Source organism: Betaproteobacteria bacterium (assembly GCA_016713305.1).
GTDB lineage: Bacteria > Pseudomonadota > Gammaproteobacteria > Burkholderiales.
Window position 1 is genome coordinate 203,750 of sequence record JADJPK010000008.1, and the last position, 25,036, is coordinate 228,785.

At 66.1% G+C, this 25,036-nt stretch carries 21 protein-coding genes and 1 pseudogene; 20 read left to right on the forward strand and 2 right to left on the reverse strand.

Going from position 1 to position 25,036, the window contains the following annotated elements; all coding sequences use genetic code 11:
- The first annotated feature begins 125 nt into the window (after positions 1–125).
- From IPK20_11025 to IPK20_11065, 9 genes are all read left to right on the forward strand, one after another.
- Entirely contained in the window at positions 126–1,166 is a 1,041-nt protein-coding gene (locus tag IPK20_11025) for an aliphatic amidase (GenBank protein ID MBK8017186.1), read from the forward strand.
- A 115-nt stretch (positions 1,167–1,281) separates the two neighbouring features.
- Positions 1,282–1,725, forward strand: a complete 444-nt coding sequence (ureE, locus tag IPK20_11030; protein MBK8017187.1) for an urease accessory protein UreE — start codon at positions 1,282–1,284, stop codon at positions 1,723–1,725.
- Positions 1,722–2,402: an urease accessory protein UreF gene (locus tag IPK20_11035; protein MBK8017188.1), complete on the forward strand. Its 681-nt coding sequence runs from the start codon at positions 1,722–1,724 to the stop codon at positions 2,400–2,402. The genes ureE and IPK20_11035 overlap by 4 nt, the downstream gene beginning before the upstream one ends.
- Before the next feature lie 88 nt (positions 2,403–2,490).
- Positions 2,491–3,186, forward strand: a complete 696-nt coding sequence (locus IPK20_11040) for an urease subunit beta (GenBank protein ID MBK8017189.1) — start codon at positions 2,491–2,493, stop codon at positions 3,184–3,186.
- Between the two features lie 4 nt (positions 3,187–3,190).
- Entirely contained in the window at positions 3,191–4,903 is a 1,713-nt protein-coding gene (gene ureC, locus IPK20_11045; protein MBK8017190.1) for an urease subunit alpha, read from the forward strand.
- 94 nt (positions 4,904–4,997) lie between these two features.
- Complete coding sequence (gene ureG, locus IPK20_11050) at positions 4,998–5,657, forward strand: urease accessory protein UreG (GenBank protein ID MBK8017191.1); 660 nt, start codon at positions 4,998–5,000, stop codon at positions 5,655–5,657.
- Between the two features lie 10 nt (positions 5,658–5,667).
- The gene (locus IPK20_11055) at positions 5,668–6,513 is read left to right on the forward strand and encodes an urease accessory protein UreD (protein ID MBK8017192.1); all 846 of its coding nucleotides are present in this window, start codon (positions 5,668–5,670) and stop codon (positions 6,511–6,513) included.
- A gap of 18 nt (positions 6,514–6,531) precedes the next feature.
- Positions 6,532–7,362 (forward strand): CbbQ/NirQ/NorQ/GpvN family protein, encoded by an 831-nt coding sequence (locus tag IPK20_11060; protein ID MBK8017193.1) that lies wholly within the window; start codon positions 6,532–6,534, stop codon positions 7,360–7,362.
- A gap of 61 nt (positions 7,363–7,423) precedes the next feature.
- Entirely contained in the window at positions 7,424–9,712 is a 2,289-nt protein-coding gene (locus IPK20_11065) for a nitric oxide reductase activation protein NorD (protein ID MBK8017194.1), read from the forward strand.
- Between the two features lie 15 nt (positions 9,713–9,727).
- Here IPK20_11065 and ugpQ read toward each other — a convergent pair whose 3' ends face one another.
- Positions 9,728–10,501: a glycerophosphodiester phosphodiesterase gene (gene ugpQ, locus IPK20_11070; GenBank protein MBK8017195.1), complete on the reverse strand. Its 774-nt coding sequence runs from the start codon at positions 10,499–10,501 to the stop codon at positions 9,728–9,730.
- A 94-nt stretch (positions 10,502–10,595) separates the two neighbouring features.
- On the opposite strand from ugpQ, the gene IPK20_11075 reads away from it, so the two are divergent.
- From IPK20_11075 to prsT, 11 genes and pseudogenes are all read left to right on the forward strand, one after another.
- The gene (locus IPK20_11075) at positions 10,596–10,901 is read left to right on the forward strand and encodes a zinc ribbon domain-containing protein (protein ID MBK8017196.1); all 306 of its coding nucleotides are present in this window, start codon (positions 10,596–10,598) and stop codon (positions 10,899–10,901) included.
- Between the two features lie 90 nt (positions 10,902–10,991).
- Positions 10,992–11,601: pseudogene (locus IPK20_11080) on the forward strand (DUF502 domain-containing protein).
- Positions 11,602–11,629: 28 nt separating this feature from the next.
- Entirely contained in the window at positions 11,630–13,405 is a 1,776-nt protein-coding gene (aspS, locus tag IPK20_11085; GenBank protein ID MBK8017197.1) for an aspartate--tRNA ligase, read from the forward strand.
- A 200-nt stretch (positions 13,406–13,605) separates the two neighbouring features.
- Entirely contained in the window at positions 13,606–14,463 is an 858-nt protein-coding gene (locus IPK20_11090; GenBank protein ID MBK8017198.1) for a hypothetical protein, read from the forward strand.
- Complete coding sequence (locus tag IPK20_11095) at positions 14,456–16,366, forward strand: hypothetical protein (protein MBK8017199.1); 1,911 nt, start codon at positions 14,456–14,458, stop codon at positions 16,364–16,366. Before IPK20_11090 ends, IPK20_11095 begins: the two co-directional genes overlap by 8 nt.
- Before the next feature lie 138 nt (positions 16,367–16,504).
- The gene (locus tag IPK20_11100) at positions 16,505–17,254 is read left to right on the forward strand and encodes a hypothetical protein (protein ID MBK8017200.1); all 750 of its coding nucleotides are present in this window, start codon (positions 16,505–16,507) and stop codon (positions 17,252–17,254) included.
- Positions 17,255–17,260: 6 nt separating this feature from the next.
- Positions 17,261–17,722 (forward strand): dihydroneopterin triphosphate diphosphatase, encoded by a 462-nt coding sequence (nudB, locus tag IPK20_11105; protein MBK8017201.1) that lies wholly within the window; start codon positions 17,261–17,263, stop codon positions 17,720–17,722.
- 130 nt (positions 17,723–17,852) lie between these two features.
- Positions 17,853–19,025, forward strand: a complete 1,173-nt coding sequence (gene ppk2 / locus IPK20_11110; protein MBK8017202.1) for a polyphosphate kinase 2 — start codon at positions 17,853–17,855, stop codon at positions 19,023–19,025.
- Between the two features lie 310 nt (positions 19,026–19,335).
- Positions 19,336–20,130 (forward strand): endonuclease/exonuclease/phosphatase family protein, encoded by a 795-nt coding sequence (locus IPK20_11115; GenBank protein MBK8017203.1) that lies wholly within the window; start codon positions 19,336–19,338, stop codon positions 20,128–20,130.
- Positions 20,127–21,296 carry a cardiolipin synthase ClsB gene (gene clsB, locus IPK20_11120; GenBank protein ID MBK8017204.1) on the forward strand — a complete coding sequence of 390 codons (1,170 nt, stop codon included), beginning with the start codon at positions 20,127–20,129 and terminating at the stop codon, positions 21,294–21,296. The genes IPK20_11115 and clsB overlap by 4 nt, the downstream gene beginning before the upstream one ends.
- A 131-nt stretch (positions 21,297–21,427) precedes the next feature.
- Positions 21,428–24,199, forward strand: a complete 2,772-nt coding sequence (gene prsT / locus IPK20_11125; protein ID MBK8017205.1) for a PEP-CTERM system TPR-repeat protein PrsT — start codon at positions 21,428–21,430, stop codon at positions 24,197–24,199.
- A 21-nt stretch (positions 24,200–24,220) separates the two neighbouring features.
- On the opposite strand, the gene IPK20_11130 is transcribed toward prsT, so the two are convergent.
- A complete protein-coding gene (locus IPK20_11130) occupies positions 24,221–24,997 on the reverse strand; it encodes a M15 family metallopeptidase (protein ID MBK8017206.1) in 777 nt (258 codons plus the stop codon).
- Between the last annotated feature and the right edge of the window lie 39 nt (positions 24,998–25,036).

Genomic DNA, 25,036 nt, shown 5'->3' on the forward strand with positions numbered 1-25,036 from the left:
GAGCAGCGCCCCTGCCGGTGAGCGGCAGGCCGGCCTCGCGCGGCCGGGTGGCGAAAGGTGAAGCGCGATGTGACCGGGGGAGGGGTTCTCCGGTTCCGACCAACGACGTTTGAGGAGTATGCGAAATGATGCACGGAGATATTTCCAGCAGTAACGACGCCGTCGGCGTGGCAGTCGTCAACTACAAGATGCCTCGGCTGCACACCAAGGCAGAAGTGCTCGACAACGCGCGCAAGATCGCCGACATGATCGTGGGCATGAAGGTCGGCCTGCCCGGGATGGATCTCGTGATCTTCCCCGAGTACAGCACGCACGGGATCATGTACGACAGCAAGGAGATGTACGAGACCGCCTCGACCTGCCCCGGCGAGGAGACGGCCATCTTCGCCGACGCGTGCCGCAAGGCCAAGGTGTGGGGCGTGTTCTCCCTGACGGGCGAACGCCACGAGGAGCATCCGAACAAGGCGCCCTACAACACGCTGATCCTCATGAACGACAAGGGCGAGGTCGTGCAGAAGTACCGCAAGATCATGCCCTGGGTGCCCATCGAGGGCTGGTATCCGGGCAACTGCACGTACGTGTCGGAAGGACCCAAGGGTCTCAAGATCTCGCTCATCATCTGCGACGACGGCAACTATCCCGAGATCTGGCGGGACTGCGCCATGAAGGGCGCGGAACTGATCGTGCGTTGCCAGGGCTACATGTATCCCGCCAAGGATCAGCAGGTGATCATGGCCAAAGCCATGGCCTGGGCCAACAACTCCTACGTGGCCGTGGCCAATGCGGCCGGCTTCGACGGCGTGTACTCGTACTTCGGTCACTCGGCGATCATCGGTTTCGATGGCCGGACACTCGGCGAGTGCGGCGAGGAGGAGTACGGAATCCAGTACGCGGCGCTGTCCAAGAGCCTGATCCGGGACGCGCGCAAGAACGGCCAGTCCGAGAACCACCTCTTCAAGCTCCTGCATCGCGGCTACACCGGCAAGATCAACTCGCGCGAAGGCGACGAGGGCGTGGCGCAGTGCCCTTACGACTTCTACAAGAAGTGGATCACGGATCCGGAAGGCACGAGGGAGATGGTCGAGGCGATCACCCGCTCGACCGTGGGTACCGAGGAATGTCCGATGGACGGCATTCCCAATCCGAAGACGACGGTCCACAAGTAACAGCGGACGGAAGGCACAACGGCGGGCGGGCCTGCCGTTGTGCCCGTGTGCCTTGACGGGAGCATCCGGTTCACGCAGGGTGCTGCCGTCAACGAACAGGAAGGATCTGCTCCAGATGCTGCGTCTCACGCAGGTACTTGGCAATGCGAGCGACGGGAAGCTGGCGGAGGCGCTGCACCGGCTCGAGCATTCGGGCAAGGTCGAGACACTCGTGCTGAAGCGGGCCGACATCGCGCGCAAGCGGCTGCACGCGTTCACCAGTGGGGGCACGGAAGTCGGCATCATGCTGGACCGTTCCGAAGCCCTGTCGAACGGCGCCGTGCTGTTGCTGGAGGAAGATCGAGCGATCGTCGTGCGGCTGGACGAGCCGCAATGGCTCGCGCTCGCACCACGGGACGCCGCCGCCGCGCTGGAACTCGGTTACTTCTGCGGCAACATGCACTGGAAGGTGCGCTTCGTCGGCGAATATCTGCACGTGTCCATGGAAGGCCCCCGTCAAGACTACCTGACCCGCCTCGACCATCTGCTGGCCGACGGTCGCGTCGCGGAGATCCGATGACGGGAATGGCCGAGGCGTTCGCGCTGCTGCAATGGGGGGACAGTTTCTTCCCCACCGGCGCTGCGTCGTTCTCGTGGGGGCTCGAGACGCTGCGGGCAGATGGCCGTCTGCGCAACGCGCAGGACGTTGCCGGATTCGTGGCCGGGCAGATCGATCAACGCTGGTCGACCTTCGACCGGCCGGCCGTAATGGCCGCCTATCGCGCGAACGGCGATCTCGACCGCGTCGCGGCCGTGGATCAAGAGGTAGAGGCCGGCACGCTCGCGCGTGAAGCCCGCGAAGGCGGCCGGCGGATCGGCGCCGCGCTGCTCAAGGTTCACGCCGAGCTGGGCACGCCAGGAGCGGCCGCCTACCGCGAACGCGTGCAGCGTGGCGAGGTGCCGGGCCAGATGGCCGCCATGCAGGGACTGATCGGGCGTGCCACGGGCTTGAGCGGACCGGCTGTGTGTGCGCTGTCTGCCTACGGAGTGGCCGTCGGAATCGTGAGCGCTGCGCTGCGCGTCGGCCTGATCGGCCACATGGATGCGCAGAGAATCCTGGCCGCACAGCGCGACCGGGCGGACGGTCTCGCATCGTCGGCAACGGCGGAAGAAGACGGTTTGCACGCCTATGTGCCCATGACCGAGATCGCGATGATGCGACACGAAACCGGAAGCGGACGGCTGTTCGCGAATTGAGCGTGCGGCCTGCCGACAGCTGTGTCCGGCGCGCGCGGTTCGCGCGCCGCGACGTCGCGCCGGCAGACGAAACGAGGAGAAAGGGAAGATGCTGCTGACACCGACCGAACTCGAGAGACTGACCATCTACACCGCGGCGGAGCTTGCGCGCAAGCGGAGGGCGAAGGGGCTGAGGCTCAACCACCCGGAAGCGACGGCGATCATCGCCGACGAGATACTCGAAGGCGCGCGCGAGGGCCGTTCCGTCGCCGACCTCATCGGCTTCGGCTCCACGCTCCTGTCCACCGATGACGTCATGCCCGGTGTCGGCGACATGATGCCGGTGCTGCAGGTGGAAGCGACATTTCCGGACGGAACGAAGCTCGTGACCGTTCACGATCCGATCCGGCCCGGCAGGAAGCCGGCGGAACTCGCCCATGTGCCCGGCGAGATCATTCCCGCCGACGGCGACATCGAGATCAACGCGGGCCGGCGACGCGCGACTCTGAGGGCTCGTAACACAGGCGACCGGCCGATCCAGATCGGCAGCCACTATCACTTCTTCGAAGCCAACCGGGCGCTCGAGTTCGACCGGGGGACCGCGTTCGGCATGCACCTGGACATCCCGGCCGGCACGGCCGTGCGCTTCGAGCCGGGCGAGGAGAAGGAGGTCCATCTCGTGTCGTTCGGCGGCACCGGGGAGATCCACGGCCTGAACGGGCTCACCAACGGATCCACCCGCAGCGACATCATCCGGGAACAGGCGCTGCAGCTTGCGCGCAGCCGCGGCTACAAGGGAGCGTAAGGCGATGGCCAGGATCACCCGCAAGGAATACGCGCAGCTGTACGGACCGACCAAGGGCGACGGCGTACGCCTGGGGGACACGTCACTGATTGCGGAAATCGAACACGACTATGCGGTTCCCGGCGACGAATGCCTGCACGGCGGCGGCAAGACGCTGCGCGACGGCATCGGCCTGGTGCCCGGATACGACAGCGCGGCCGGCGCCCTGGACATGCTGATCTCGAACGTCGTCATCATCGATCCGGTGATCGGCATCGTGAAGGGCGACATCGGCATCAAGGACGGCAAGATCGTGGGCATCGGCAAGGCCGGCAACCCCGCGATCATGGATGGCGTGCACCCGGACCTCGTATGCGGCGCGGCGACCACCGTCCGCGACGGCGAAGGCCTGATCGCCACGCCGGGCGGCATCGACGTGCACGTGCACTTCGACTCCGCGCAGCTCGTGGAGCACGCCATCGCTTCCGGGCTCACCACGATGATCGGCGGTTCGCTCGGACCGATCACGGTCGGCATCGACTGCGGTGGCGCCTGGAACGTGGGCAAGATGCTGCAGGCGGCCGAGCAGTGGCCCATGAACTTCGGCTTTCTCGGCCGCGGCAATTCGTCCAAGCCGCGCTCGCTGCTCGATCAGATGGCAGGCGGCTGCCTGGGCCTCAAGATCCACGAGGACTGGGGCGCCATGCCGTCCGTGATCGACACCTGCCTCGCGGTGGCGGACGATCTCGATTTCCAGGTGCAGCTCCACACCGACACGCTGAACGAGTCCGGCTTTCTGGAAGACACGCTGGCGGCGATCCGCGGCCGCACCATCCACATGTATCACACGGAAGGCGCAGGCGGTGGCCACGCGCCGGACATCATCAGCGTGGCGGGCCAGATGAACTGTCTGCCCTCGTCGACGAATCCGACCAACCCCTACACGGTGAATACGTTCGACGAGCACCTCGACATGATCATGGTGTGCCACCACCTGAATCCGGCCGTGCCGGAGGACGTGGCCTTCGCGGAAAGCCGCATCCGGGCGCAGACCATCGCGGCCGAGGACGTGCTGCACGACATGGGGGCCATCTCCATGCTGGGCTCCGACAGCCAGGGCATGGGGCGCATCAACGAGGTGATCTGCCGCACCTGGCAGCTCGCGTCCAAGATGAAGGACCAGTTCGGGCGCCTGTCGACCGAGACCACCCGCATCGGCGACAACGAGCGCATCAAGCGCTATGTGGCCAAGTACACGATCAACGCCGCGCGCACCTTCGGCATCGATGCGCACTTCGGTTCCCTCGAGAAGGGCAAGCTCGCGGACATCGTGCTGTGGCGTCCGGCGTTCTTCGGCGTGAAGCCGGAACTGGTGGTCAAGGGCGGCTTCATCGTCTGGTCGGCCATGGGCGATTCCGCAGCGTCGCTCATGACCTGCGAGCCGCTGATGATGCGGCCGCAATGGGGCGCGTTCGGCGAAGCGAAGAAGCCGTTGTCGGCGTGCTTCGTGAACCAGGCGGCCCTCGCCGCGGACATCGCCGGCCAGTTGGGTCTCAAGAAACAGATCCTGGGGGCGAAGGGGACGCGCAAGCTCAACAAGTCGCACATGCTGCACAACTGGGCGTGTCCGAACATCACGGTGAATCCGCAGACGTTCGACGTGATGATCGACGGCAACGTGATCACCTGCGAGCCGGCGAAGGTGGTACCGCTCGCACAGCGGTATATGCTTCGCTGAACGTCAAATGCACTGCGCGTCCGGCGGTCCGGAAGGGCCGCTGCCCCGGGGACGCCCCGGCCCGTGCCGCGCGGTCACTCGAGGATGAATTGACATGAACGAGATCGTGCCGGGATTCCCGGAAGTGGCCGGCTCGGCCCGCCCCACAAGTGCGGCTCGCGTGGGAATCGGCGGCCCCGTCGGCTCGGGCAAGACGGCCCTGCTGGAACAGCTCATCCCGCGCTTCATCGCGCGCGGAACGAACATCGCCGTCATCACCAACGACATCGCGACCAAAGAGGATGCCGAGCGCGTCCGCCGCAGCGGGCTCATCGCCCCCGAGCGAGTGCTGGCCGTGGAGACGGGCGCCTGCCCTCACTCGGCCATCCGCGAGGATCCCACGCTCAACATGCAGTCGGCGGACGACCTCGATCGCAGGTTTCCCGGCCTCGAACTGATCCTGATCGAATCCGGGGGCGACAACCTGGCCTCGTCGTTCTCGCTGGATCTCGTCGACTACTGGATGTTCGTGATCGATGTGGCCGGTGGCGACGACATTCCGCGCAAGCGCGGGCTCGGCGTGCTGTCCTGCGACCTGCTGGTGATCAACAAGACCGATCTCGCGCCTCATGTCCGCTGCGACTTGCCGCGCATGATCCGGGAAGCGAACGAAGTCCGCGGCGGCCGGCCGGTGCTGCTCACCAACTGCCAGACAGGCGAAGGCGTGGATGCCATCGTCGATCACATCGCGCGCGAGGTGCTGTTTGACCGGTGACCGTCTTCTCGTGGAGACCGCCGCCGCGGCGGCTGCGGAACGGCAGGTCGAGATCGCGTTCGCCGGCGCCGCCGGGACGCGGACCTTTCTTCGCCGACAGCGGGTGGCGTATCCGTTTCACGTGGGGCGCGCACTCTATCTGCCGGGCGACCCGGCGGAGCTCTGCACCGTCTATCTGCAGTCCTGCTCCGGGGGCCTGTTCCAGAAGGACCGTCTCGGCATCGCGCTGACCGGCGCGTCCGGCGCGAGGGCACACGTCACGACCGCCGCCTCCACAGTGGTCCACTCGATGCCGGACGGGCATGCGGAACAGCACGTGCTCATCCGTGCGGACCGGGATGCGCTGGTGGAATACCTGCCCGATCCGCTCATCCTGTTTCCGGATTCGCGGCTGCGCAACACGCTCACCGTCAGGGCGCACCGCGAATCCACGGTCATGGTGTGCGATGCCTTTCTCGCGCACGATCCCGAGGCGAAACGGCGGCCCTTCGGCTGGCTGCGTACCGAAACGCGGATCGAGGACGAAGGCGGAAGACTGCTGGCCGTGGACCGCTTCGCGATCGAGGGTCGGCAACTGCTGGAGCCGCGCGAGGGAATTCATGGTCCGCACACGATCCAGGCATCGCTCATGGTCATTCATCGCGCCGATCCCGCGGCTGCGTTGGAAGCGTTGCGATCCGCACTTCCCGCGGACGGCCCGGTCTACGCCGGCGCGTCGCTCCTGCCGGGGGATGCCGGAGCCTGGGTCCGCTTGCTGTCCGCCGACGCCGTGGCCCTGAGGCAGACGCTCAAGGATGCCTGGAGCGCCGCCCGCGAGCGGTTCACCGGAGCGAAGCCGGGCACACGGCGCAAATAGTTTCACGGAGATGAGGTCATGAACGATTCCACCGCGACCGCCGGCACTGCCGGGGTCATCGACCAGTACAGACTCGCGTCCGAGCCCTACTACCGTGCGGTCGGCAACGAGATCGCGCTGTACGAGGCCGCGTACGCCGCCCGGCTGCCGATGATGCTCAAGGGGCCCACGGGATGCGGCAAGACCCGCTTCATCGAGTACATGGCCTGGCGTCTGGGCAAGCCGCTCGTGACGCTCGCGTGCAACGAGGACATGACGGCCTCGGACCTGGTGGGACGCTTCCTGCTGGATGCGGAGGGCACGCGCTGGCAGGACGGGCCGCTGACGCTCGCTGCCCGCCACGGCGCGATCTGCTATCTGGACGAGGTGGTCGAGGCGCGGCAGGACACCGCCGTCGTGATCCATCCGCTTACCGACGCGCGCCGTTGCCTGCCGCTGGAGAAGAAGAACGAACTGGTGCAGGCGCACCCGGACTTCCAGCTCGTGATCTCTTACAACCCCGGGTACCAGAGCATCCTCAAGGACCTGAAGCAGTCCACGAAGCAGCGCTTCGGGGCGCTGGACTTCCACTATCCGGCACGCGACATCGAGATCGAGATCGTGGCGCACGAGGCCGGTGTCTCCGGGGAGATCGCCGGCCGCCTGGTGTCCATCGGCGAGAAGACGCGCAACCTCAAGGGCCACGGACTGGAGGAAGGCGTGTCCACCCGGATGCTGATCCATGCGGGCCACCTCATCGCGCGCGGCATCGACCCCGTCGCGGCGTGCGAAGTCACTCTGGTGCGGCCGATCACGGACGATCAGGACATGCGCGACGCACTGGATGCTGTCGTGACGACCTACTTCTGAGCACCGGGCATCCCCGCCTGAGCGCGAATCGTCACAGCGGCCTTCTCCGGTAAGCGCTTCCATGTCCAACGCCGACGACCTCGATCGATACGCCGACCTCGTCGCGGGCATGCCACGGGAGCGGCTCGCGCTTCTGCGGGCAGGCTGGCCGGAGGCGCGGAAGGTCTTTTCGGACGAAGGGCTCGTCCGGTATCTGCGGGCGATCCGGAACCTGGAGGCCGCGGGCGTCACGTGGTCGACGGTGGTCACCTTTCTGCGCGAGGCGCCGCGTCTGGCGCGCGAGGTGGGCGAACAGGCCGTGGCGGAGATGCTCGAGGCGGCGTTCAAGGTCTATGCGCGCACCCAGCAGAAGTCGATGGATGCCTTGTTCTCGGCGGCTCCCATCGCCGCGAGGCGATTGCGCGAACCACGCCGGGTGCGGACGTTCTTCGCGCTCGTCACCGACCTTGCCGAGCGCGCGCCGCGTGGCGTGGGTCCCATGCTGCAGCACACGGACGCGCTGCTGGAGCATCTCGCCATCGAGGACCTGCGCAACTGGGCGCTGCTGGGCGTGCAATCGCACAGCGCCGATCCGCTTGACCAGGAGAGCTACTTCGATCTGCGCACGACGGAATCGCGCGCCTTTCTGCGCTCAGACCGGACGGGCGTCATGTTCACGGACGTGCGCAAGCGTCTGGGCTTCTACCTGCGCGCGCTGTGGGCGCGGGGCACGGAGCTTCGCAGCTTCTCGTCCACTTTGCAGCAGAGCCGCCCGTTCGTCACGCCGCTGGGCATCCATCTTCCCGATGCCTACCGGGCGGTGCAAGGCGCTTCGGCGGTCGCGCTCTATCGCGCCGCCTGCGCGCATGCAGCCGCGCATCTTGCGTTCTCGCCCGCGCCACAGCCCCGTTCCGGCCTCAAGCCGATCCAGATTGTGCTGGTGGGCCTGCTCGAAGATGCGCGCGTCGAGGCCCTGGCCTGCCGCGAGATGCCGGGGCTGAGGCGGCTATGGTTGCAGTTCCATGAAGGGTCGTCGGGCGGTGCCGTCACGTTCGCGGGGCTCGCCGTGCGGCTTGCGCATGCGCTGCTGGACCCGGGACATCCCGACGACAGCCCCTGGGTGCAGAAGGCCCGGCGCCTGTTCTTCGAGAACGACCTCACGGATCCCTCGTTCGTCCGGCCCCTTGGCTCTCTGCTGGGAAACGACATCGGACAGATGCGACTGCAGTTCAATGCGAAGACCTGGGTGATCGAGCCGCTCTACCGCGACGACAACACCGTCCTGTGGGAGCCCGACAAGAACGAGAAGGGCCTCATGATGGAAGAGGAGGTGATGCTCGTTCAGCCCGAAACCGTCGAGAGCAGCACCGGGGACACGCTGGAGGATCCGGATGCCGAGCAGGTGGAAGGCGTCAAACCGGTGGGCGCGGGAAGCGCAGAGGAGGACGAGGAGTTGCAGATGGCGGGCGATCTGCTGCGCATCGTCCAGTATCCGGAGTGGGACTACCTCATCGGCATGGTCCGGCCGCAGTGGTGCACCGTGCAGGAGAAACGGCCGGACATGGCCGACCCGGCAACGGTCGCGGAGATCATGCATCGCAACCAGGACCTGCTCGACCGCATCGATTCGCTGATCCGCGGAAGCGAACTGCGCAAGCCGGTGCGGCTCAAGAAGCAGATGGACGGCGACCGCTTCGATCTTGATCAGGTGGTGAATGCCATGATCGACGTGCGTTCGCACCGTACGCCCGATCCGCGGTTCCACATCCGGGTGGACAGACGCGAGCGGGATCTGTCCGTGCTCGTGCTGCTGGATCTTTCCGAATCCACCAACGACGTGGTGAAGGCGAGCGGCAAGACCGTTCTGGCGCTGGCCCGCGAGGCGACCGTGCTGCTTGCGGCCGCGATGGAACGCATCGGCGATCAGTTCGCGATCCACGGCTTCTGCTCCAACGGCCGGTCGGAAGTGCAGTACTACCGCTTCAAGGACTTCGGCTGGCCCTTCGACGACCACGTGAAGGCCCGGCTGTCGGGCATGAAGGGACAGCTTTCCACCCGCATGGGCGGGGCCTTGCGGCATGCCACCAACTGGCTGCGCTACCGTGCCTGCGACAAGAAGCTCATCCTGCTCGTGACCGACGGCGAGCCGCACGACATCGACGTCCACGATCCCAAATATCTTCAGTTCGACGCCAAGAAGGCCGTGGAGGAAGCGAGCCGCGCCGGCATCTACACCTACTGCATGAGCCTCGACCCCAAAGCCGACGAGTACGTCTCGCGCATCTTCGGTGCCCGCAACTACATGGTCGTCGACCACATCAACCGGCTGCCCGAGAAGCTCCCGGGGCTCTACCTGCGCCTCACCCGCTGATTCTCCCCGATCGTTTCAGCGGCCCAAGCCGTAGACCGCCAGGAAATCCGGCCGGATCTCGCGCAGCTCGTCGGTCACGATGGCGTCCACTCCCCACTCGAACAGCGTGATCGCGCGCCCCGGTTCGTTGACCGTGTAGGCCAGCACCGCGATGCCTTCCCCGTGGATCGTCTCCACCCATTCGGCCGTGAGGTGCTGCTGGGCCACATGAACGGAGCGGCATCCGAGCGTCCGGACCCGTTCGAGCCAATCCGGCGGGATGGCGTCCACCAGCAGGCCACGGGGCAATCCGGGGGCATTGCGGGCGGCGGCGGCCAGGGCCAGGTCCGAAAATGACGAGAGCAGTGGCGGCGGGCTCGCGTCCGCCCAGCGCCGCGCCGTCTCGGCCGCGACGACCGCGCCGGTCCTGGCCGGGTCGGCATCCGCAGCCACCTTGATCTCGATGTTCATCCACTGGCCCTGGGATCGGCTCAGGGCACAGGCCGCTTCCAGGGTTGGTACGCGCTCACCGGCGAACTCGTTGCCGAACCAGACGCCAGCATCCAGCACGCGCAACGCCTCGAGCGTCGACCGGATCGCCGGACCGCTGCCGTCAGTGGTGCGGTCGAGGGTGTCGTCGTGCAGGAGAAAAGGCGTGCCGCACGCGGCGACCTGGGCATCGACTTCGACGCCGCCGAAGCCCAGGGAAGCGGAAAGCCTGAGCGCGACGAGGGTGTTTTCGGGAGCCAGCACGCCTGCGCCGCGGTGGGCGAGGATGCGCGGATAGGGCCAACGGGTCTTCGTGAGCATGGGATCTTGAGAAATCAGGGCGCGAACACCATTTTCGAGCGTGGCTCGCGCAGGTTGCGGGCGTATAATTCCGTTTCGATTTTCGAGGGATATCATGCCGATTTACGAGTATCGCTGCGACAAGTGCGGCCTCGAGAAGGAATTCCTGCAGAAGGTGAGCGACGCCCCGATCACGGTTTGCCCGTCCTGCGGCGAGACGTCCATGACCAAGCTCATCTCCGCCGCAGGCTTCCAGTTGAAAGGCAGTGGCTGGTACGCCACGGACTTCAAGAACAGCGGCGCCAAGGCGGCCGCCAAGAAGGAAGACAGTGGCGGCGGGGAATCGAAAAGCTCGGGAGACACTGCGACCGCCACGGCGGGCGGGGGCTGCGCCAACGGCCCGTGCCCGGCTTGCAGCTGAACACGATCGAATCCGCGGCCTGACGGCCGCACTTGAACAGGGACAGGATTGCGGACCGCACCGCAGGGTGCGGTCCGCTTCGTTTTATCCGTGCGACGCTATCTCATCACCGGCCTGCTGATCTGGGTGCCCCTGGGTATCACCTTCTGGGTGCTCAAGGCCATCGTGACGACCATGGACCAGAGCCTCGTGCTGCTGCCCGCGTCCTGGCGCCCGCGCGAGCTGCTGGGATTCGACGTTCCTGGTCTGGGCGTCCTGCTCACTTTCCTGATCGTCTTCGTCACCGGCCTCTTCGCGGCGAACGTCCTGGGCCAGCGGCTCGTGCAGGGTTGGGAATCGCTGCTCGGCCGCATCCCCGTCGTGAAGTCCATCTACAACAGCGTGAAGCAGGTGTCCGACACGCTGTTCTCCTCGAGCGGGCAGGCCTTTCGCAAGGCGCTGCTCGTGGAGTGGCCCCCGTCCCGGCATGTGGACCATCGCCTTTCTCACGGGCGCCCCGGGCGGCGACGTTTCCAGCCATCTGAAGGGCGACTACATCAGCGTCTACGTCCCGACCACGCCCAACCCCACCGGCGGCTATTTCGTCATGCTGCCGCGTTCTTCGGTCATCGAACTGGAGATGAGCGTGGACGAGGCGCTCAAGTACATCATCTCCATGGGCGTGGCGCCGCCGGGAAGCCCCGCGACGCGGCGTCCCTGATCACCGATTTCATCGCTTCGAACACATCATGCGCACCAACTACTGCGGACTCATCGACAAGAACTACCTGGACCAGACGGTCACGTTGTACGGCTGGGTGCACCGGCGCCGCGACCATGGCGGCGTGATCTTCCTGGATCTCCGCGACCGTGAAGGCATCGTCCAGATCGTCATCGATCCGGACACCCCGGAGGCCTTCACGACGGCCGACCGCCTGCGCAACGAATTCGTGGTGCGGGTGACGGGCAGGGTCCGCGGGCGCGTCGAAGGCACGCTCAACTCCAATCTCAGGAGCGGCGAGATCGAGGTGCTTGCCAAGGAGATCGAGCTGCTCAACGCGGCCCTCACGCCGCCTTTCCAGCTGGACGACGACAACCTTTCCGAGACCGTCCGTCTGCAGCATCGCGTGATCGACCTGCGCCGCCCGCAGATGCAGAAGAATCTGATGCTGCGCTATCGCGTGGCGATGGACGTGCGCCGCTTTCTCGACGCGCAGGGCTTCATCGACATCGAGACGCCGATGCTCACGAAATCCACGCCCGAGGGCGCGCGGGATTACCTGGTGCCTTCGCGCGTTCATCACGGCGAGTTCTTCGCGCTTCCGCAATCGCCCCAGCTGTTCAAGCAGATGCTGATGATGTCCGGCTTCGACCGGTACTACCAGATCACCAAGTGCTTCCGCGACGAAGACCTCCGCGCCGACCGGCAGCCCGAGTTCACGCAGATCGACTGCGAGACGAGTTTCCTCACCGAGCAGGAGATCCGCGGCATCTTCGAGGACATGATCCGCAAGGTGTTCAAGAGCGCCATCGACGTGGAGCTGGCCGATCCGTTCCCCGTCATGACCTTCGGTGAGGCCATGCACCGCTTCGGTTCGGACAAGCCCGACCTGCGAGTGAAGCTGGAGCTGACCGAAGTGACCGACCTGGTCAAGGACGTCGATTTCAAGGTGTTCTCCGGTCCCGCGAATTCCGCCGGCGGACGTGTCGCTGCGCTGCGGGTGCCCGGCGGCGCCGAGCTCTCGCGGGGCGAGATCGACGGATTCACGGAATTCGTCGGGGTCTATGGCGCGAAGGGACTGGCCTACATCAAGGTGAACGACCGCTCGAAGGGGCGCGAGGGGCTGCAGTCGCCCATCGTCAAGAACCTTCACGACCGCGCGCTCGAAGCCATTCTCGAGCGTACCGGTGCGCAGACCGGCGACGCCGTGTTCTTCGGCGCGGACAAGGCCAAGGTCGTCAACGACGCGATGGGCGCCCTGCGGGCGAAGATCGGCCACTCCGAGTTCGGCAAGGCGCACGGCTTCATCGACGGCACATGGAAGCCGCTGTGGGTCGTGGACTTCCCCATGTTCGAATACGACGAGGAAAACGATCGCTGGGCCGCCATGCACCATCCGTTCACAAGTCCCAAGGATGGTCACGAGGATCTCCTGGAAACCGATCCGGGCGCCGCGCTCGCCAAGGCCTACGACATGGTGTTGAACGGTTGGGAGATGGGCGGCGGCTCCGTGCGGATCCACCGTGAAGCCGTCCAGAGCAAGGTGTTCCGTGCCCTCAAGATCGGCGAGGAGGAGGCCCGGCTCAAGTTCGGTTTCCTGCTCGATGCGTTGCAGTACGGCGCGCCTCCCCACGGAGGCATCGCGTTTGGCCTGGACCGCATCGTCACCATGATGACCGGCGCCGAATCCATCCGCGACGTGATCGCTTTCCCCAAGACCCAGCGCGCGCAGTGCCTGCTCACCAGCGCGCCCAGTCCCGTCGACGAGAAGCAGTTGCGGGAACTGCACATCAAGGTGCGCTGACGCTTGCCGCGGTTCCGGTCCGGGGCCTGGACTGCCCTGTGCCGGGCCGAGTGGCGGCCGGCCGGGCGGCGCGCGGTGCCCCGTCTTCCCCTGGGGGCCACGGTCAGCCCGGATGAGCGGGGACCAGCGGAGCCCTGGAGCGATCGTTGAGGTGGAAACGTTTCCCACGCAGCGCGGGTCACGTGCTATAAGTCACTGCCATGAACGACTCAGAGCAGATCCCCTCCTCGGTTGCGGCACCGGAAAAACTGGTCGCCGCGGTACGCCGGGTTCTCCGGCCCCTCATCCGCCTGCTGCTCTCGCATGGCCTCACCTATCCGTGGCTCTCCGATCTCCTCAAGGAAATCTTCGTGGAGGTCGCGGACAAGGAATTCCAGCTCGACCGGAAACGCCAGACGGACAGCCGCATCAGCCTGCTCACGGGCGTTCACCGGAAGGACGTCCGCCGCCTGCGGTCCGTCGCGGCCGCCACGCGCGAACCGGCACCGCCCTCGGTTTCGCTGGGCGCGCAACTGGTGGGCCGGTGGCTGTCGGACTCCCGATTTCAAGACGCCGGAGGCAATCCTCTTCCGCTTCCCCGGCTGGCCAGCAAGGGCGGCGATCTGTCTTTTGATGCGCTGGTCGCGAGTGTCAGCAAGGACATCCGCGCGCGCGCGGTGCTCGACGAGTGGTTGCGTCTGGGCGTCGTCAGGCTGGACGAGGATGAACGGGTCGCGCTGAACGTGGATGCCTTTGTTCCGGCGCAGGGGTTCGAGGAGAAGGTGCACTACTTCGGCCAGAACGTGCACGATCACCTGGCGGCAGCGGCTTCCAACGTGATCGGCGGTCGCGCCCCGTTTCTCGAACGCAGCGTCCACTACGACACGCTGACTCCCGAGTCGGCGCGGGAACTCGCGGCGCTGGCCGAGAAGGCGGGCATGCAGGCGCTCAAGACCGCGAACCGTCGCGCAGCGCAACTCGGGGACGAGGACGCCGCTTCGGCCGATGCCCGCATGCGCATCACGTTCGGCGTGTACTTCTTCGCCGAATCCATGGACCCCTCGGACAAAGATGCTTGAGCGGCTGAGTGCCTGCCTGATCGCACTCGCCCTGTGCGCCGCCGCGGCACAGGCGCAGGCGAATCCCTGCATCGCCCAGTTGAGCGAAGGGGGCGTCGGAGGCACCGGTTCACCGCGGGTGGACGGAGGTGTAGGGGGCACAGGAAAGTCGGCCGAAGGCGGCATCGGCGGTACGGGCAAGTCGGCCGAAGGCGGCATTGGCGGTACGGGCAAGTCGGCCGAAGGCGGCATCGGCGGCACAGGAAAGTCGGCCGAAGGGGGTGTCGGCGGCACAGGAAAGTCGGCCGAAGGGGGTGTCGGCGGCACAGGAAAGTCGGCCGAAGGTGGCATAGGCGGGACCGGCAAATCGGCAGACAAGGGAATCGGCGGGACGGGAAAATCGGCGGACAGCGGCGTCGGCGGGACGGGCATCGTCGGCATGGTGACCGGATTCGGTTCCATCTGCGTGGGAGGGGTGGAGATCGAATACGACGATTCGACCCCGATGAGCGTCGGCGGGCAGCCCCTGCACCACAGCCATCTCGCGGTCGGCCACGTCGTGGCGGTGGACGCCGTGGGGCACGTCGACCGGGTCGTGGCCCGCCGCGTGGAACTGCTCCATGTCGCGGTCGGCCCCGTGCAGAAGTTCGACCGGGCGGCCGGCCGGGCAACGATTCTGGGTCAGAAGATTGCCATTCCGCCGGGCCAGCGGGCGGTCATCGATGGCGCGGTCAAGGGCGGTCAGGCCGTTCGCGTGAGCGGTCTTCGCCTGCCGAACGGGGAGGTGATGGCCACAAGGTTGGAGCAGGCCTCGGCCAACGAACCGGCACGCCTGGCCGGATCGGTGACACGGGTCTTCAAAGGCGGGGCGGAAATCAACGGCCAGCCCGTCGATCTTCGAGGGCTGGGACGCGCTTCGGTGCGCGTGGGCCAGGAGATCGACGTGCGCGGCCTTGCCGACGGTGCCGTCCTGCGTGCGGACGCTCTGGTCGTGCGTCCGGAGATCCCCTTCTTCGGCAAACCGCAGCGCTACGTGCTGGAGGGGTTCGTCGGAAGCAAGTCGAACGGTCGTGTGCGCGTGGGCGCCCAGGAAGTGCAGGTGGAGGCGGCCACCGTGGTGGCGGCCGGATCTCCGAAGGGACTGGCACTAGGAGAGCGGGTCGTAGTCGTCGCCACCAGGCAGGGCGCTACCCTGCGTGCCGAGAAGGTCGATGTCCTGCGCAAGGCGCCCGCAGGACCGCAGAGTCCCGGCGGTTCGTCGGGCTCTGCTGCCCGGCCTGGCGGCAAGGCAACGGGCAACGCGTCAGCTGGAAACGCCGGGGGGGCGTCTTCCTCCTCGCGGACCGGCAGCGGCCTGGATCGGTCAGAGGCTGCAGAGGAATCCGAATCCGATGCGGAGCGCGGGACGTCGTCGCCGACGACCGGTCGTGCCGAGTCCTCGGTCCGTGAGGACGACGAGGGTTCGGATTCCGAAAAGGAGGAGGGTTCCTTGTCCTCCATCGGCGTAGTGACGCAGAAGGTCGAGACGGAGAACGGAAGGACCGAGACAGAGCGCGCGGAAAAGGTGGAGTATCCGGACGGCAGCAAGACGGAGCGCGTGGAGAAGATGGGGATCTCGGCCCGGCCGGAAAAGGTCGAGAAAGTCGAGAAGGTCGAGAAGGTCGAGAAGGTCGAGAAGGTCGAAAGTCGAGAAGGTCGAGAAGGTCGAGAAGGTCGAGAAGGTCGAGAAGGTCGAGAAGGTCGAGAAGGTCGAGAAGGTCGAGAAGCCCGAGAAGCCCGAGAAAGTCGAGAAGGTCGAGAAGGTCGAGAAGCCCGAGAAAGTCGAGAAGGTCGAGAAGGTCGAGAAGCCCGAGAAAGTCGAGAAGCCCGAGAAAGTCGAGAAGCCCGAGAAAGTCGAGAAGCCCGAGAAAGTCGAGAAGCCTGAAAAAGTCGAGAAGCCCGAGAAGATCGAAAAGGCGAAGTAGGGCGAAAGCGGGTTCCGGTGTGGCAGAACGCCCCGAAATCCGGATGCGGGGAGTACGGATTCATGTTCGGAATGCTTGTTCGAGGAACAGCAGCGACGATGTTGGTGCTTGTTGCCTGTCCATCTTTGGCGGATGAGGGTTCACCGCCGGGCCGGTTCGGCATCGCCCTGGGGGCGGACTACAGCACCGGCAAGTACGGCGGCACGCAGTCCACCGATGTCGCGTACTTTCCCGTGATGGCGCGCTACGAGACGGACCGCTGGCTGGTCAAGCTCACCGTGCCTTACGTTCGCATCACCGGCCCGGGAACGGTGGTCGGGGGCGACCGGCCCATCGTGATCGACGCGGGGGGAAGCCCGCAGCGACGCACGGAATCGGGCCTGGGCGACGTCGGGACATCGGTGACCTACAGTGCCATCGCGACTTCCCGTCTGTTCCTCGATCTGACAGCGAAGATCAAATGGGGGACCGCGGACGAATCCGTGGGGCTCGGTACCGGCAAGAATGACTATGCGTTGCAGACCGATGTCTACAAGCCTCTTGGTGCATTCACGGTCTTCGCCGGAATCGGCTATCGCTGGTACGGCGACCCCCCCGGTTCCGATCTGCGCAACGTCGCTTTCGCCAGCGCAGGGGGGGTCTACAAGTTCGGTCCGCGCGTGTCTGCCGGCGCGTCGTTCGACTATCGGCAGCCGATCATTTCGGGACGCGATCCCATCCGCGAACTCACGCCGTTCATCGCCGTGAAGCTGGGTGACTCCACCAAGGTCCAGATCTACGCGGTCCGAGGATTCTCCGACTCGAGCTCCGACTGGGGCGCAGGAGCGGTTCTCATCCAGTCTTTCTGAATCCGGATGCCCGCGCCCCGTCCCTACAAGATTCCCGTTTCCGTTCTGGTCGTGATCCACACGCCGGAACTGGACGTGTTGCTCATAGAACGTGCCGACCGGGCAGGTTACTGGCAGTCCGTGACCGGAAGCCTGGATCGAAGGGACGAGGACCCGGCGGATGCCGCCCGCCGGGAGGTCCTGGAGGAAACCGGCATCGATGCCGCCTCCCATGTGCTCACCGACTGGCACATGCAGAACGTTTACGACATCTATCCCCAGTGGCTTTGGCGCTACGAACCCGGCGTGACCCGCAACACCGAACACGTGTTCGGTCTGGAGATCCCGCAGCGGGTGACACCGCGGCTCTCGCCTCGCGAGCACACCGCCCATCAGTGGCTGCCGTGGCGGCAGGCGGCCGAACTGTGTTTCTCCCCCAGCAACGCCGCGGCCATCGAAAAGCTGCCCTTCCGGCGGACGGCTCCCTGAATCCCCTTGTCGTCGGCAGACCCCAGGGGTGACACCTCCGGGTCCTGGCTTGCCTTGACTTGACTTGCGTCAGATCGGCCGTGTTGCAGGCTCCTTACAGTAGATTCTTTTCGGACTACGGGAGCGGGTGATGGAAAAGTCTGCGAGACGCACAGGCAGTGGTGGAGCGAAGAAGGCCCTGGTTCCCCGGGGGTCTCGACCTGCCCCATCCCGGCGTGCTTCGGCTGGGGACGTCGCGCCGTCCCATACCGCCGACTCCATCGAGCGCTTTACAGTATCCGAGGCGGTGAAGGCGGCCGAGATGTCCAAGGTCGAGGCGCTGCAGGACATCCTCGCTCAAGGAGCCTCCAACGATCCCGACGGCCTCGTCTCCCGTCTCGAAGCGGTCGTGTCCGGGGCTTCGGCGGACGACGTGAAGGCCCTGCGCGAAGTGCTTCTGAAACGGGAAGGTCCGGTCGATCGCCTGCCCGTGAGCCCCGACGACGAGCTGTCGGAGGACTGGCGCACGGGCGGGTATCCGTACCGCAACCTCATGCAGCGCCGCACCTACGAGAAGCAGAAGTACCGCCTGCAGGTGGAACTGCTGAAGCTTCAGGCGTGGGTGAAGGAGACCGGCCAGCGCGTCGTGATCCTCTTCGAAGGTCGAGATGCCGCGGGCAAGGGGGGCACCATCAAGCGATTCATGGAACACCTGAATCCGCGCGGCGCGCGCGTGGTTGCCCTGGAGAAGCCCACCGAGCAGGAACGCGGGCAGTGGTATTTCCAGCGGTACGTGCAGCATCTGCCGAGCGTGGGCGAGATCGTGATGTTCGACCGGTCCTGGTACAACCGTGCCGGCGTGGAGAACGTCATGGGCTTCTGTTCTTCGCAGGAGTACGACGAGTTCATGCGCCAGGCGCCTGAGTTCGAGCGCAATCTGGTACGAAGCGGCATCTTCCTCATCAAGTTCTGGTTCTCCGTGAGCCGCAAGGAGCAACGCCGGCGGTTCAAGGAACGCGAGATCCATCCGCTCAAGCAGTGGAAGCTGTCGCCCATCGACATGGCGTCCCTCGACAAGTGGGACGACTACACCAAGGCCAAGGAAGCGATGTTCTTCCACACCGACACCGCTGATTCTCCATGGACCGTGATCAAGTCGGATTGCAAGAAGAGGGCGCGTCTCAACGCCATGCGGTACATCCTGCATAAATTGCCGTATCGGTCGAAGGACGCCGAGCAGATCGGTGCGCTCGACCCGCTCATCGTCGGCCGGGCACATGTGGTGTTCGAGCATGGAGAACGGCAGGTGACGGCCATCCTCTGATTCGGGAGTGCATGCCGGGCGCGGGCGGTCGCTCTCCGCCGCTTCCGGCAGTCCCGGACGCTCATCGGCGGGGCGGGCAAGGCGTTTGCCTGCAGCGTCGCGATCGTGGCGTTCGAGGCTCGTGCGCGTGCCGGACCGGACGCCTGCGGGAAAGGTGGCCCGCCAGCGCGATTCACGGTAAAAAGGACGCCCGGGGAGATTCTGGGATGCGAGCCATCCGCCGGTATGCCAAGCTGGCGCACGTCCGCCCTGCGACATGGCCCGTCACCCAGAGCGTCCTCACATGATCACTCGGGCTGACCGTACCCGCATGAACACTCTGCACGTCGTCACCTACAACATCCGCAAGGGCTTCTCGCCGCTGAACGGACGAATCGCCGTGCACGAGTTGCGCGACGCGCTTCGGGCGGTGGGGGCGGATCTGGTCTTTCTGCAGGAAGTCCAGGGACTGTCGCACCGGCATGCGCTGCGGCATCGCAACTGGCCCGAGGCGCCGCAGTACGAATTCCTCGCCGACACGCTGTGGTCGGATTTCGCCTATGGCCGCAATGCCGTGTACGAGGAAGGTCATCACGGCAATGCCATCCTGTCGCGGTTTCCCATCCTGAAGTGGGACAACGAGGACATCTCGCAGTCTCGCTTCGAGAGCCGCGGGATGCTCCACTGCGAGATCGACGTGCCGGGCTGGCCGAGCCGCCTGCATTGCATCAACGTCCACCTCGGCCTGATCGCGATGTGGCGTCATCGCCAGGTGGCGCGTCTGAAGGAGCGCATCGAAAGACTGGTGCCGCCGGAGGCCCCGCTCATCGTGGCCGGGGACTTCAACGACTGGACGCGCCGTGCCGGTCTGCCGTTGCGCGAGACACTGGGCCTCACCGAGGTCTTCGAGCACACGCACGGCCGGCCGGCGCGGAGCTATCCGGCCGCCTTGCCGATGTTGAACCTCGATCGCATCTACATCCGCGGATTCCGGGTGAAACTCGCGCACGTGCACCACAACCGGCACTCGCACCGGCTTTCCGATCACGTGGCCCTGTCGGCACTGCTCGCGCCGGCGGCCCTCCGGGAAGAGTCCGCCGAGGACGAGGTGGCCGCCGGTTCATGACGTCGTTCGCCGATGGCCACGACGTCACGCTGCTCGAGACGGGTGACGAATACTTTCCGGCACTGCTGGAAGCCATCGGAAGCGCCGCGAGCGAGATCCATCTCGAGACCTACATCTTCGCGGACGACCCCACCGGCCAGCGTGTCGCCCAGGCGCTTGCGGCCGCCGCCACCCGGGGCGTGCGCGTGCGCGTGCTCGTGGATGGCTTCGGCGCCGCGAATCTCCTGCCGTCCATCCGGGCCGTCCTCGAACCGGCGGGCGTCCAGATCCTTGTCTACCGGCCCGAATATGCCCGTTTCCGGCTGCGCCGCCACCGCCTGCGCAGGATGCATCGAAAGCTGGCGGTCATCGACGGGAATGTCGGCTTCTGCGGAGGCATCAACGTGCTGGACGACCGGGACGGCCGCTCCGAGGGGCCGCCGCGCTTCGACTATGCGGTGCGCGTGACCGGTCCGGTGGTGGCGCAGATGCACCACGCCGTCCACCGGCTCTGGATGCTGGTCCGCTGGACGACCTTCGGTGGCCGCAAGAAGGCCCCGGTCGAAGTCCGGTCGCCTTCGACCCGTCCGGAAGAAAGCAACGGGCACATCGAGTTCGTGACTCGTGACAGCCTGCGCAACCGCAGGGCCATCGAGGAGGCCTACCTCCGCGCGTTCGGCCGGGCGCGAAGGGAAATCTTCATCGCCAATGCCTACTTCCTTCCCAGCCGCCGTTTCCGGGAAGCGTTGCGCGACGCGGTGTCCCGTGGCGTGCAGGTGCGGCTGCTGCTGCAGGGCCTGCCGGAGTATCCATTCGTGCTGTACGCGATGCGCGCCTTCTATCAGGGTTTTCTCGATGCCGGCGTGGAGGTGCACGAGTACCGCGCGACGTTCCTCCACGCCAAGGTCGCGGTCGTGGACGAGCACTGGGCGACGGTCGGATCGTCCAACCTGGACCCCTTCAGCCTGATGCTCTCGCGCGAAGCCAACGTCATCGTCAGGGACGCGGATTTCGGGCGGGAACTGAGAAGGAGTCTGGAACGGGCTCTGGCCGCAGGGGCGGTCGCGATCCAGGCGGGCGATCTCGTTCACCGCCCCTGGCTCGAACAGGTGAAGTCCTGGCTCGCGCTGCAACTCGGCCGCCTGTTCATCGGCTTCACCGGTTACGCCCGTCGGGAGGACCTCTGACCGGCCGCCGATCTGCCGGTCCGGGCACAGGGCTCGCTTTTGCTCGCCCCGAACGCAGAAAATCACCCTCCTCCGCCTTCGGCTTGCGCTGTTGCCGGCGGCATCGCGGAACATCTCACGGAACCCCCTTCATGCCCATGATCCGCCATCGCTTCCCGGTCGCCGCCCTGGTCATCGCCCTGTCGATCGCCGCCTGCAGCAAGGAGCCCGCTCAGGATTACCTGCAGTCGGCCCGGGACTATCTGGGGCGGAAGGACAACGCAGCGGCCATCATCCAGCTCAAGAACGCTGTGCGCGAACAGCCCGAGAGTGCCGAAGTGCGTTACCTGCTCGGCGCGGCGCTGCGGGATGCCTCCGATCCATCCGCCGCGGAGATCGAGCTCAGGAAGGCGCTGGCGCTGGGGTACGACGCGAATGCGGTGCTCCCGCATCTTTCCCATGTCCTCCTGGAAATGGGCCAGTACGACAAGGCGATGCAGGAGATCGAAGGGGCTTCGATCACCGATGCCAAGGTCAAGGCGGAACTGACCGCCCTCAAGGGCGAGGCCCTGGCCGGCAAGGGAAAGATCGAGGAGGCACGGGCGGCGTACCAGGAAGCCCTTGCCCTGGAAGCCGGCAATCCGGTGGCGAAGGTCGGCATGGCACGCCTTGCCCTGGTGGGGAACGACACCGCGCAGGCCGAGGCGGCGCTCGACGAGGTCCTCTCGTCGAGGCCCGACACGGCGGACGGTTGGGCGCTCAAGGCGGGCATCCTCACCCGGCAGGGGAAGATGCGCGAGGCGGCGGAAGCCTACGAGAAGGTCATCGCACTGCGGCCGGCCGACGTCAGGGCGTTCACCGGGCTCGTGCCGATCATCCTCAGCCTGGATGGCCCGGAGGCCTCAGGAAAAGTCCTGGCGCGCCTCGCCAAGGCGGCACCTACCACTCCGGCGACTGCCTATCTCGACGCACTGGTGTCCTTCGCCAAGGGTGACAAGCTGCGCGCGCGCGGTTCGATCCAGCTCGCCCTCAAGGCCGTCCCGGACGACATCCGCGCACAACTCCTCGGCGGATCCATCGAACACGATCTGGGCAACTACGCCATGGCCGAGAAGCTCCTGAGTGCCGTCGTCAATGCCGCGCTTTCGGAGCAGCAACTTCGCCGTCTGCTCGCCTCCGCGCAGCTTCGGGCGGGACAGGCCGCGCGTGCAAAGCAGACCCTGGGTCCGTTGCTCGACGCCGCGCCGAACGATCCGGGCGTGCTGCTGCTCGCCGCCGAGATCGCCGAGGCCTTGCGCGAGCCGCAGAAGGCTCTCGCGTACCTCGAGAAGGCAGCCTCGCTGGATCAGAAGAACGTGGCGTCCCGCATCGCGCTGGGGCGCGCCCGGATTCGCATGGGACGGGCCGAACAGGGCATCGCGGACCTGGAGGCGGCAAGCAAGGCGAACCCCACCGACCCGACGCCGGATCTGCTCCTCGTCGAGTACTTCATCAAGCAGGGCAAGCCGGACCGTGCACGCTCCACCGCGGCATCGTTGTCGCAAAGACAGCCGGAGCAGCCCCAGGGTCACAACGCCCTGGGACTCGCGCACCTGGCGTCCCGCCAGATGCGCGAGGCACGTGCCGCCTTCGAGAAGGCGCTGAGCGTCGCTCCCGCTTTCTTTCCCGCCGCCAAGAATCTGGCGGCGATGGATCTGGAAGAAGGCAAGCCCGACGCTGCCAAGGAACGTTATCGGGCCGTGCTGTCCCGCGATCCGAAGCAGGCCGAAGCAGCGCTGCTGCTGGCGGCCGTCATGCAGCGCACCGGGTCCCCGGCCGCGGACGTCCTGAAGACCCTCGACGATTCCATCGCGATCAATCTCACCTCCGTGCCACTGCGCATGGCCAAGATCGACTACCTCATGGCCACGGGGGACAACAAGGCCGCGCTGGAGGCAGCCACCGCAGCGCAGGCGTCCATCACGGACGACACGACGGTCGTCTTCGCCCTCGCCCGGGCGCAGCAGATGGCGGGCGAACTGCGCCAGGCCACCGTGACCTACAACAAGCTGGCCAGCCTGAGCGGCGATTCGGTCGTGCCACACATGGGGCTGGCCGAAGTGCAGGTCGCGGACAAGAACTGGGAGGCGGCTCGAACGTCACTGCGCAAGGCCATCGAAATCAAGCCGGAGCACCTTCCTGCGTATCTCGCCATGGTCGACGTGAGCGTGCGTGCCGGCAACTTCGACGCCGCACGCGAAGATGCGCGAGCCATCCAGAGGAAGTGGCCGGACAGAACCACGGGATACGTCGCCGAAGCGCAGGTCCTGGCCGCCAGCAAGGATGCGATGGGCGGAGAGAAGATCCTGCGGGCGGCGATGGCGAAACTCGCCGATGCGGACCTGATCGGCGCGCTCTATCGCAATCTTCTGGCGCAGAGCCGTGCGGAAGAGGCAGAAAAGGAGATGAACGCCTGGCTGGGCAAGCACCCCGGCGACCTGCGCGCCATGCTGGCAGCGGCGGACACCCGTCTCGCTCGGGAGGAATACAAGCCCGCCGAGCAGTGGTACAGGCGCGTTCTCGAACGCAAGCCCGATCACCCGGTGGTGCTGAACAACATGGCGTGGGTGCTGGGCAAGCTCAACGATCCGTCGGCGCTCGAATTCGGGCGGAAGGCGCTGGAAAAGGCGCCGCGCAGTGCCGCGCTGCTCGACACCGTCGGCATGCTCAATGTGCAGTTCGGCAAGGTCGACGAAGGCATCCGCCAGCTTCAGTCTGCCGTGGCGCAGTCGCCTCGTGCGGTGTCGATCCGGGTGAACCTGGCCCGGGCGCTGGCCAAGGCCGGCAAGAAGGAAGAAGCCCTCAAGGAACTGGACAGCGCGTCCAAGTACGGCGTGGGCGAGCCGCTGGCGAGGGAGATCGAGGAACTGCGCAAGTCGATCTGACGCAGCGCGGAGCCGGAAGCTTCAGGCGACCCGCGCCAGTTCGAAGTGCATGCCGTCCCGGCGGCCGAAATGGCCGCCCCAGTAGAACCCGCACTGGTGGGCGATGCGCACCAGGCGATAGACGCATCCCGGCGCGTCCGGCGAAGCCGGTTCCGCGCCCAGCGGATTCCATCTCGCGTTGATGTCGAAGGCCGTGCCGAACGCGTGATTCGACAGCACCTGGTCGTGGGCGCGACCGCGCACGAAGCGCGGGTTGTAGGCGCCATCGAAGGTGAGCACCATCGGCAGAACGCCCTTCTGTTCCCATGCGCGCCACAGTTTCTGCATCGGCGCGGCCATGGCCTTGTGTATCCATATCGCACCGTCTGCCCGGGCGCCCTTGATGCCCGCCAGCTGCGGCACGAACACCTTCACCACGTTCTCCCGGTCCCATCCGTTGGTGATCCGGATCGCCTCGGGGTTGCCCGCCACCGGAGCGGCCCGGAACTGCATGGGCCCGAAGAGCTCCTGCCGCTGTGCCGTGCTCACCAGCGGCTGAAAGTCCGGCGCCGGAGGAAATTCCCGGTCGATCTCCGTGAAATCCACCAGTTCGAAACCCAGCATTGCCGCCTTGCCGAACGACTGGTTGCCGACCACGCCATCGGGCGAGAGCTTGTGCCTTTTCTGGAACGCAATGGTGGCATCGCGCGTCGCAGCATCGAAGGTGCCCGTGGCGTTGATCAAGTGGCCCTGACCGCGCAGGAACATCTGCCACTGCGAGACGATGGGTCCGGTGGAGCCGAGCCGGAGGACTTTCATGACGGGATTCTCATTGGACGCTGCTTTCGAGTGTGCGCC

Coding starts and splice junctions, on each gene's coding strand:
- ppk2 (MBK8017202.1), top strand. CDS start 17,853: ATGGAAAAGTCTGCGAGACGCACAGGCAGTGGTGGAGCGAAGAAGGCC.
- aspS (MBK8017197.1), top strand. CDS start 11,630: ATGCGCACCAACTACTGCGGACTCATCGACAAGAACTACCTGGACCAG.
- IPK20_11095 (MBK8017199.1), top strand. CDS start 14,456: ATGCTTGAGCGGCTGAGTGCCTGCCTGATCGCACTCGCCCTGTGCGCC.
- ureE (MBK8017187.1), top strand. CDS start 1,282: ATGCTGCGTCTCACGCAGGTACTTGGCAATGCGAGCGACGGGAAGCTG.
- IPK20_11130 (MBK8017206.1), bottom strand. CDS start 24,997: ATGAAAGTCCTCCGGCTCGGCTCCACCGGACCCATCGTCTCGCAGTGG.
- IPK20_11115 (MBK8017203.1), top strand. CDS start 19,336: ATGAACACTCTGCACGTCGTCACCTACAACATCCGCAAGGGCTTCTCG.
- ureG (MBK8017191.1), top strand. CDS start 4,998: ATGAACGAGATCGTGCCGGGATTCCCGGAAGTGGCCGGCTCGGCCCGC.
- ugpQ (MBK8017195.1), bottom strand. CDS start 10,501: ATGCTCACGAAGACCCGTTGGCCCTATCCGCGCATCCTCGCCCACCGC.
- ureC (MBK8017190.1), top strand. CDS start 3,191: ATGGCCAGGATCACCCGCAAGGAATACGCGCAGCTGTACGGACCGACC.
- IPK20_11100 (MBK8017200.1), top strand. CDS start 16,505: ATGTTGGTGCTTGTTGCCTGTCCATCTTTGGCGGATGAGGGTTCACCG.
- nudB (MBK8017201.1), top strand. CDS start 17,261: ATGCCCGCGCCCCGTCCCTACAAGATTCCCGTTTCCGTTCTGGTCGTG.
- IPK20_11065 (MBK8017194.1), top strand. CDS start 7,424: ATGTCCAACGCCGACGACCTCGATCGATACGCCGACCTCGTCGCGGGC.
- IPK20_11035 (MBK8017188.1), top strand. CDS start 1,722: ATGACGGGAATGGCCGAGGCGTTCGCGCTGCTGCAATGGGGGGACAGT.
- IPK20_11040 (MBK8017189.1), top strand. CDS start 2,491: ATGCTGCTGACACCGACCGAACTCGAGAGACTGACCATCTACACCGCG.
- IPK20_11060 (MBK8017193.1), top strand. CDS start 6,532: ATGAACGATTCCACCGCGACCGCCGGCACTGCCGGGGTCATCGACCAG.
- IPK20_11075 (MBK8017196.1), top strand. CDS start 10,596: ATGCCGATTTACGAGTATCGCTGCGACAAGTGCGGCCTCGAGAAGGAA.
- IPK20_11025 (MBK8017186.1), top strand. CDS start 126: ATGATGCACGGAGATATTTCCAGCAGTAACGACGCCGTCGGCGTGGCA.
- IPK20_11090 (MBK8017198.1), top strand. CDS start 13,606: ATGAACGACTCAGAGCAGATCCCCTCCTCGGTTGCGGCACCGGAAAAA.
- clsB (MBK8017204.1), top strand. CDS start 20,127: ATGACGTCGTTCGCCGATGGCCACGACGTCACGCTGCTCGAGACGGGT.
- prsT (MBK8017205.1), top strand. CDS start 21,428: ATGCCCATGATCCGCCATCGCTTCCCGGTCGCCGCCCTGGTCATCGCC.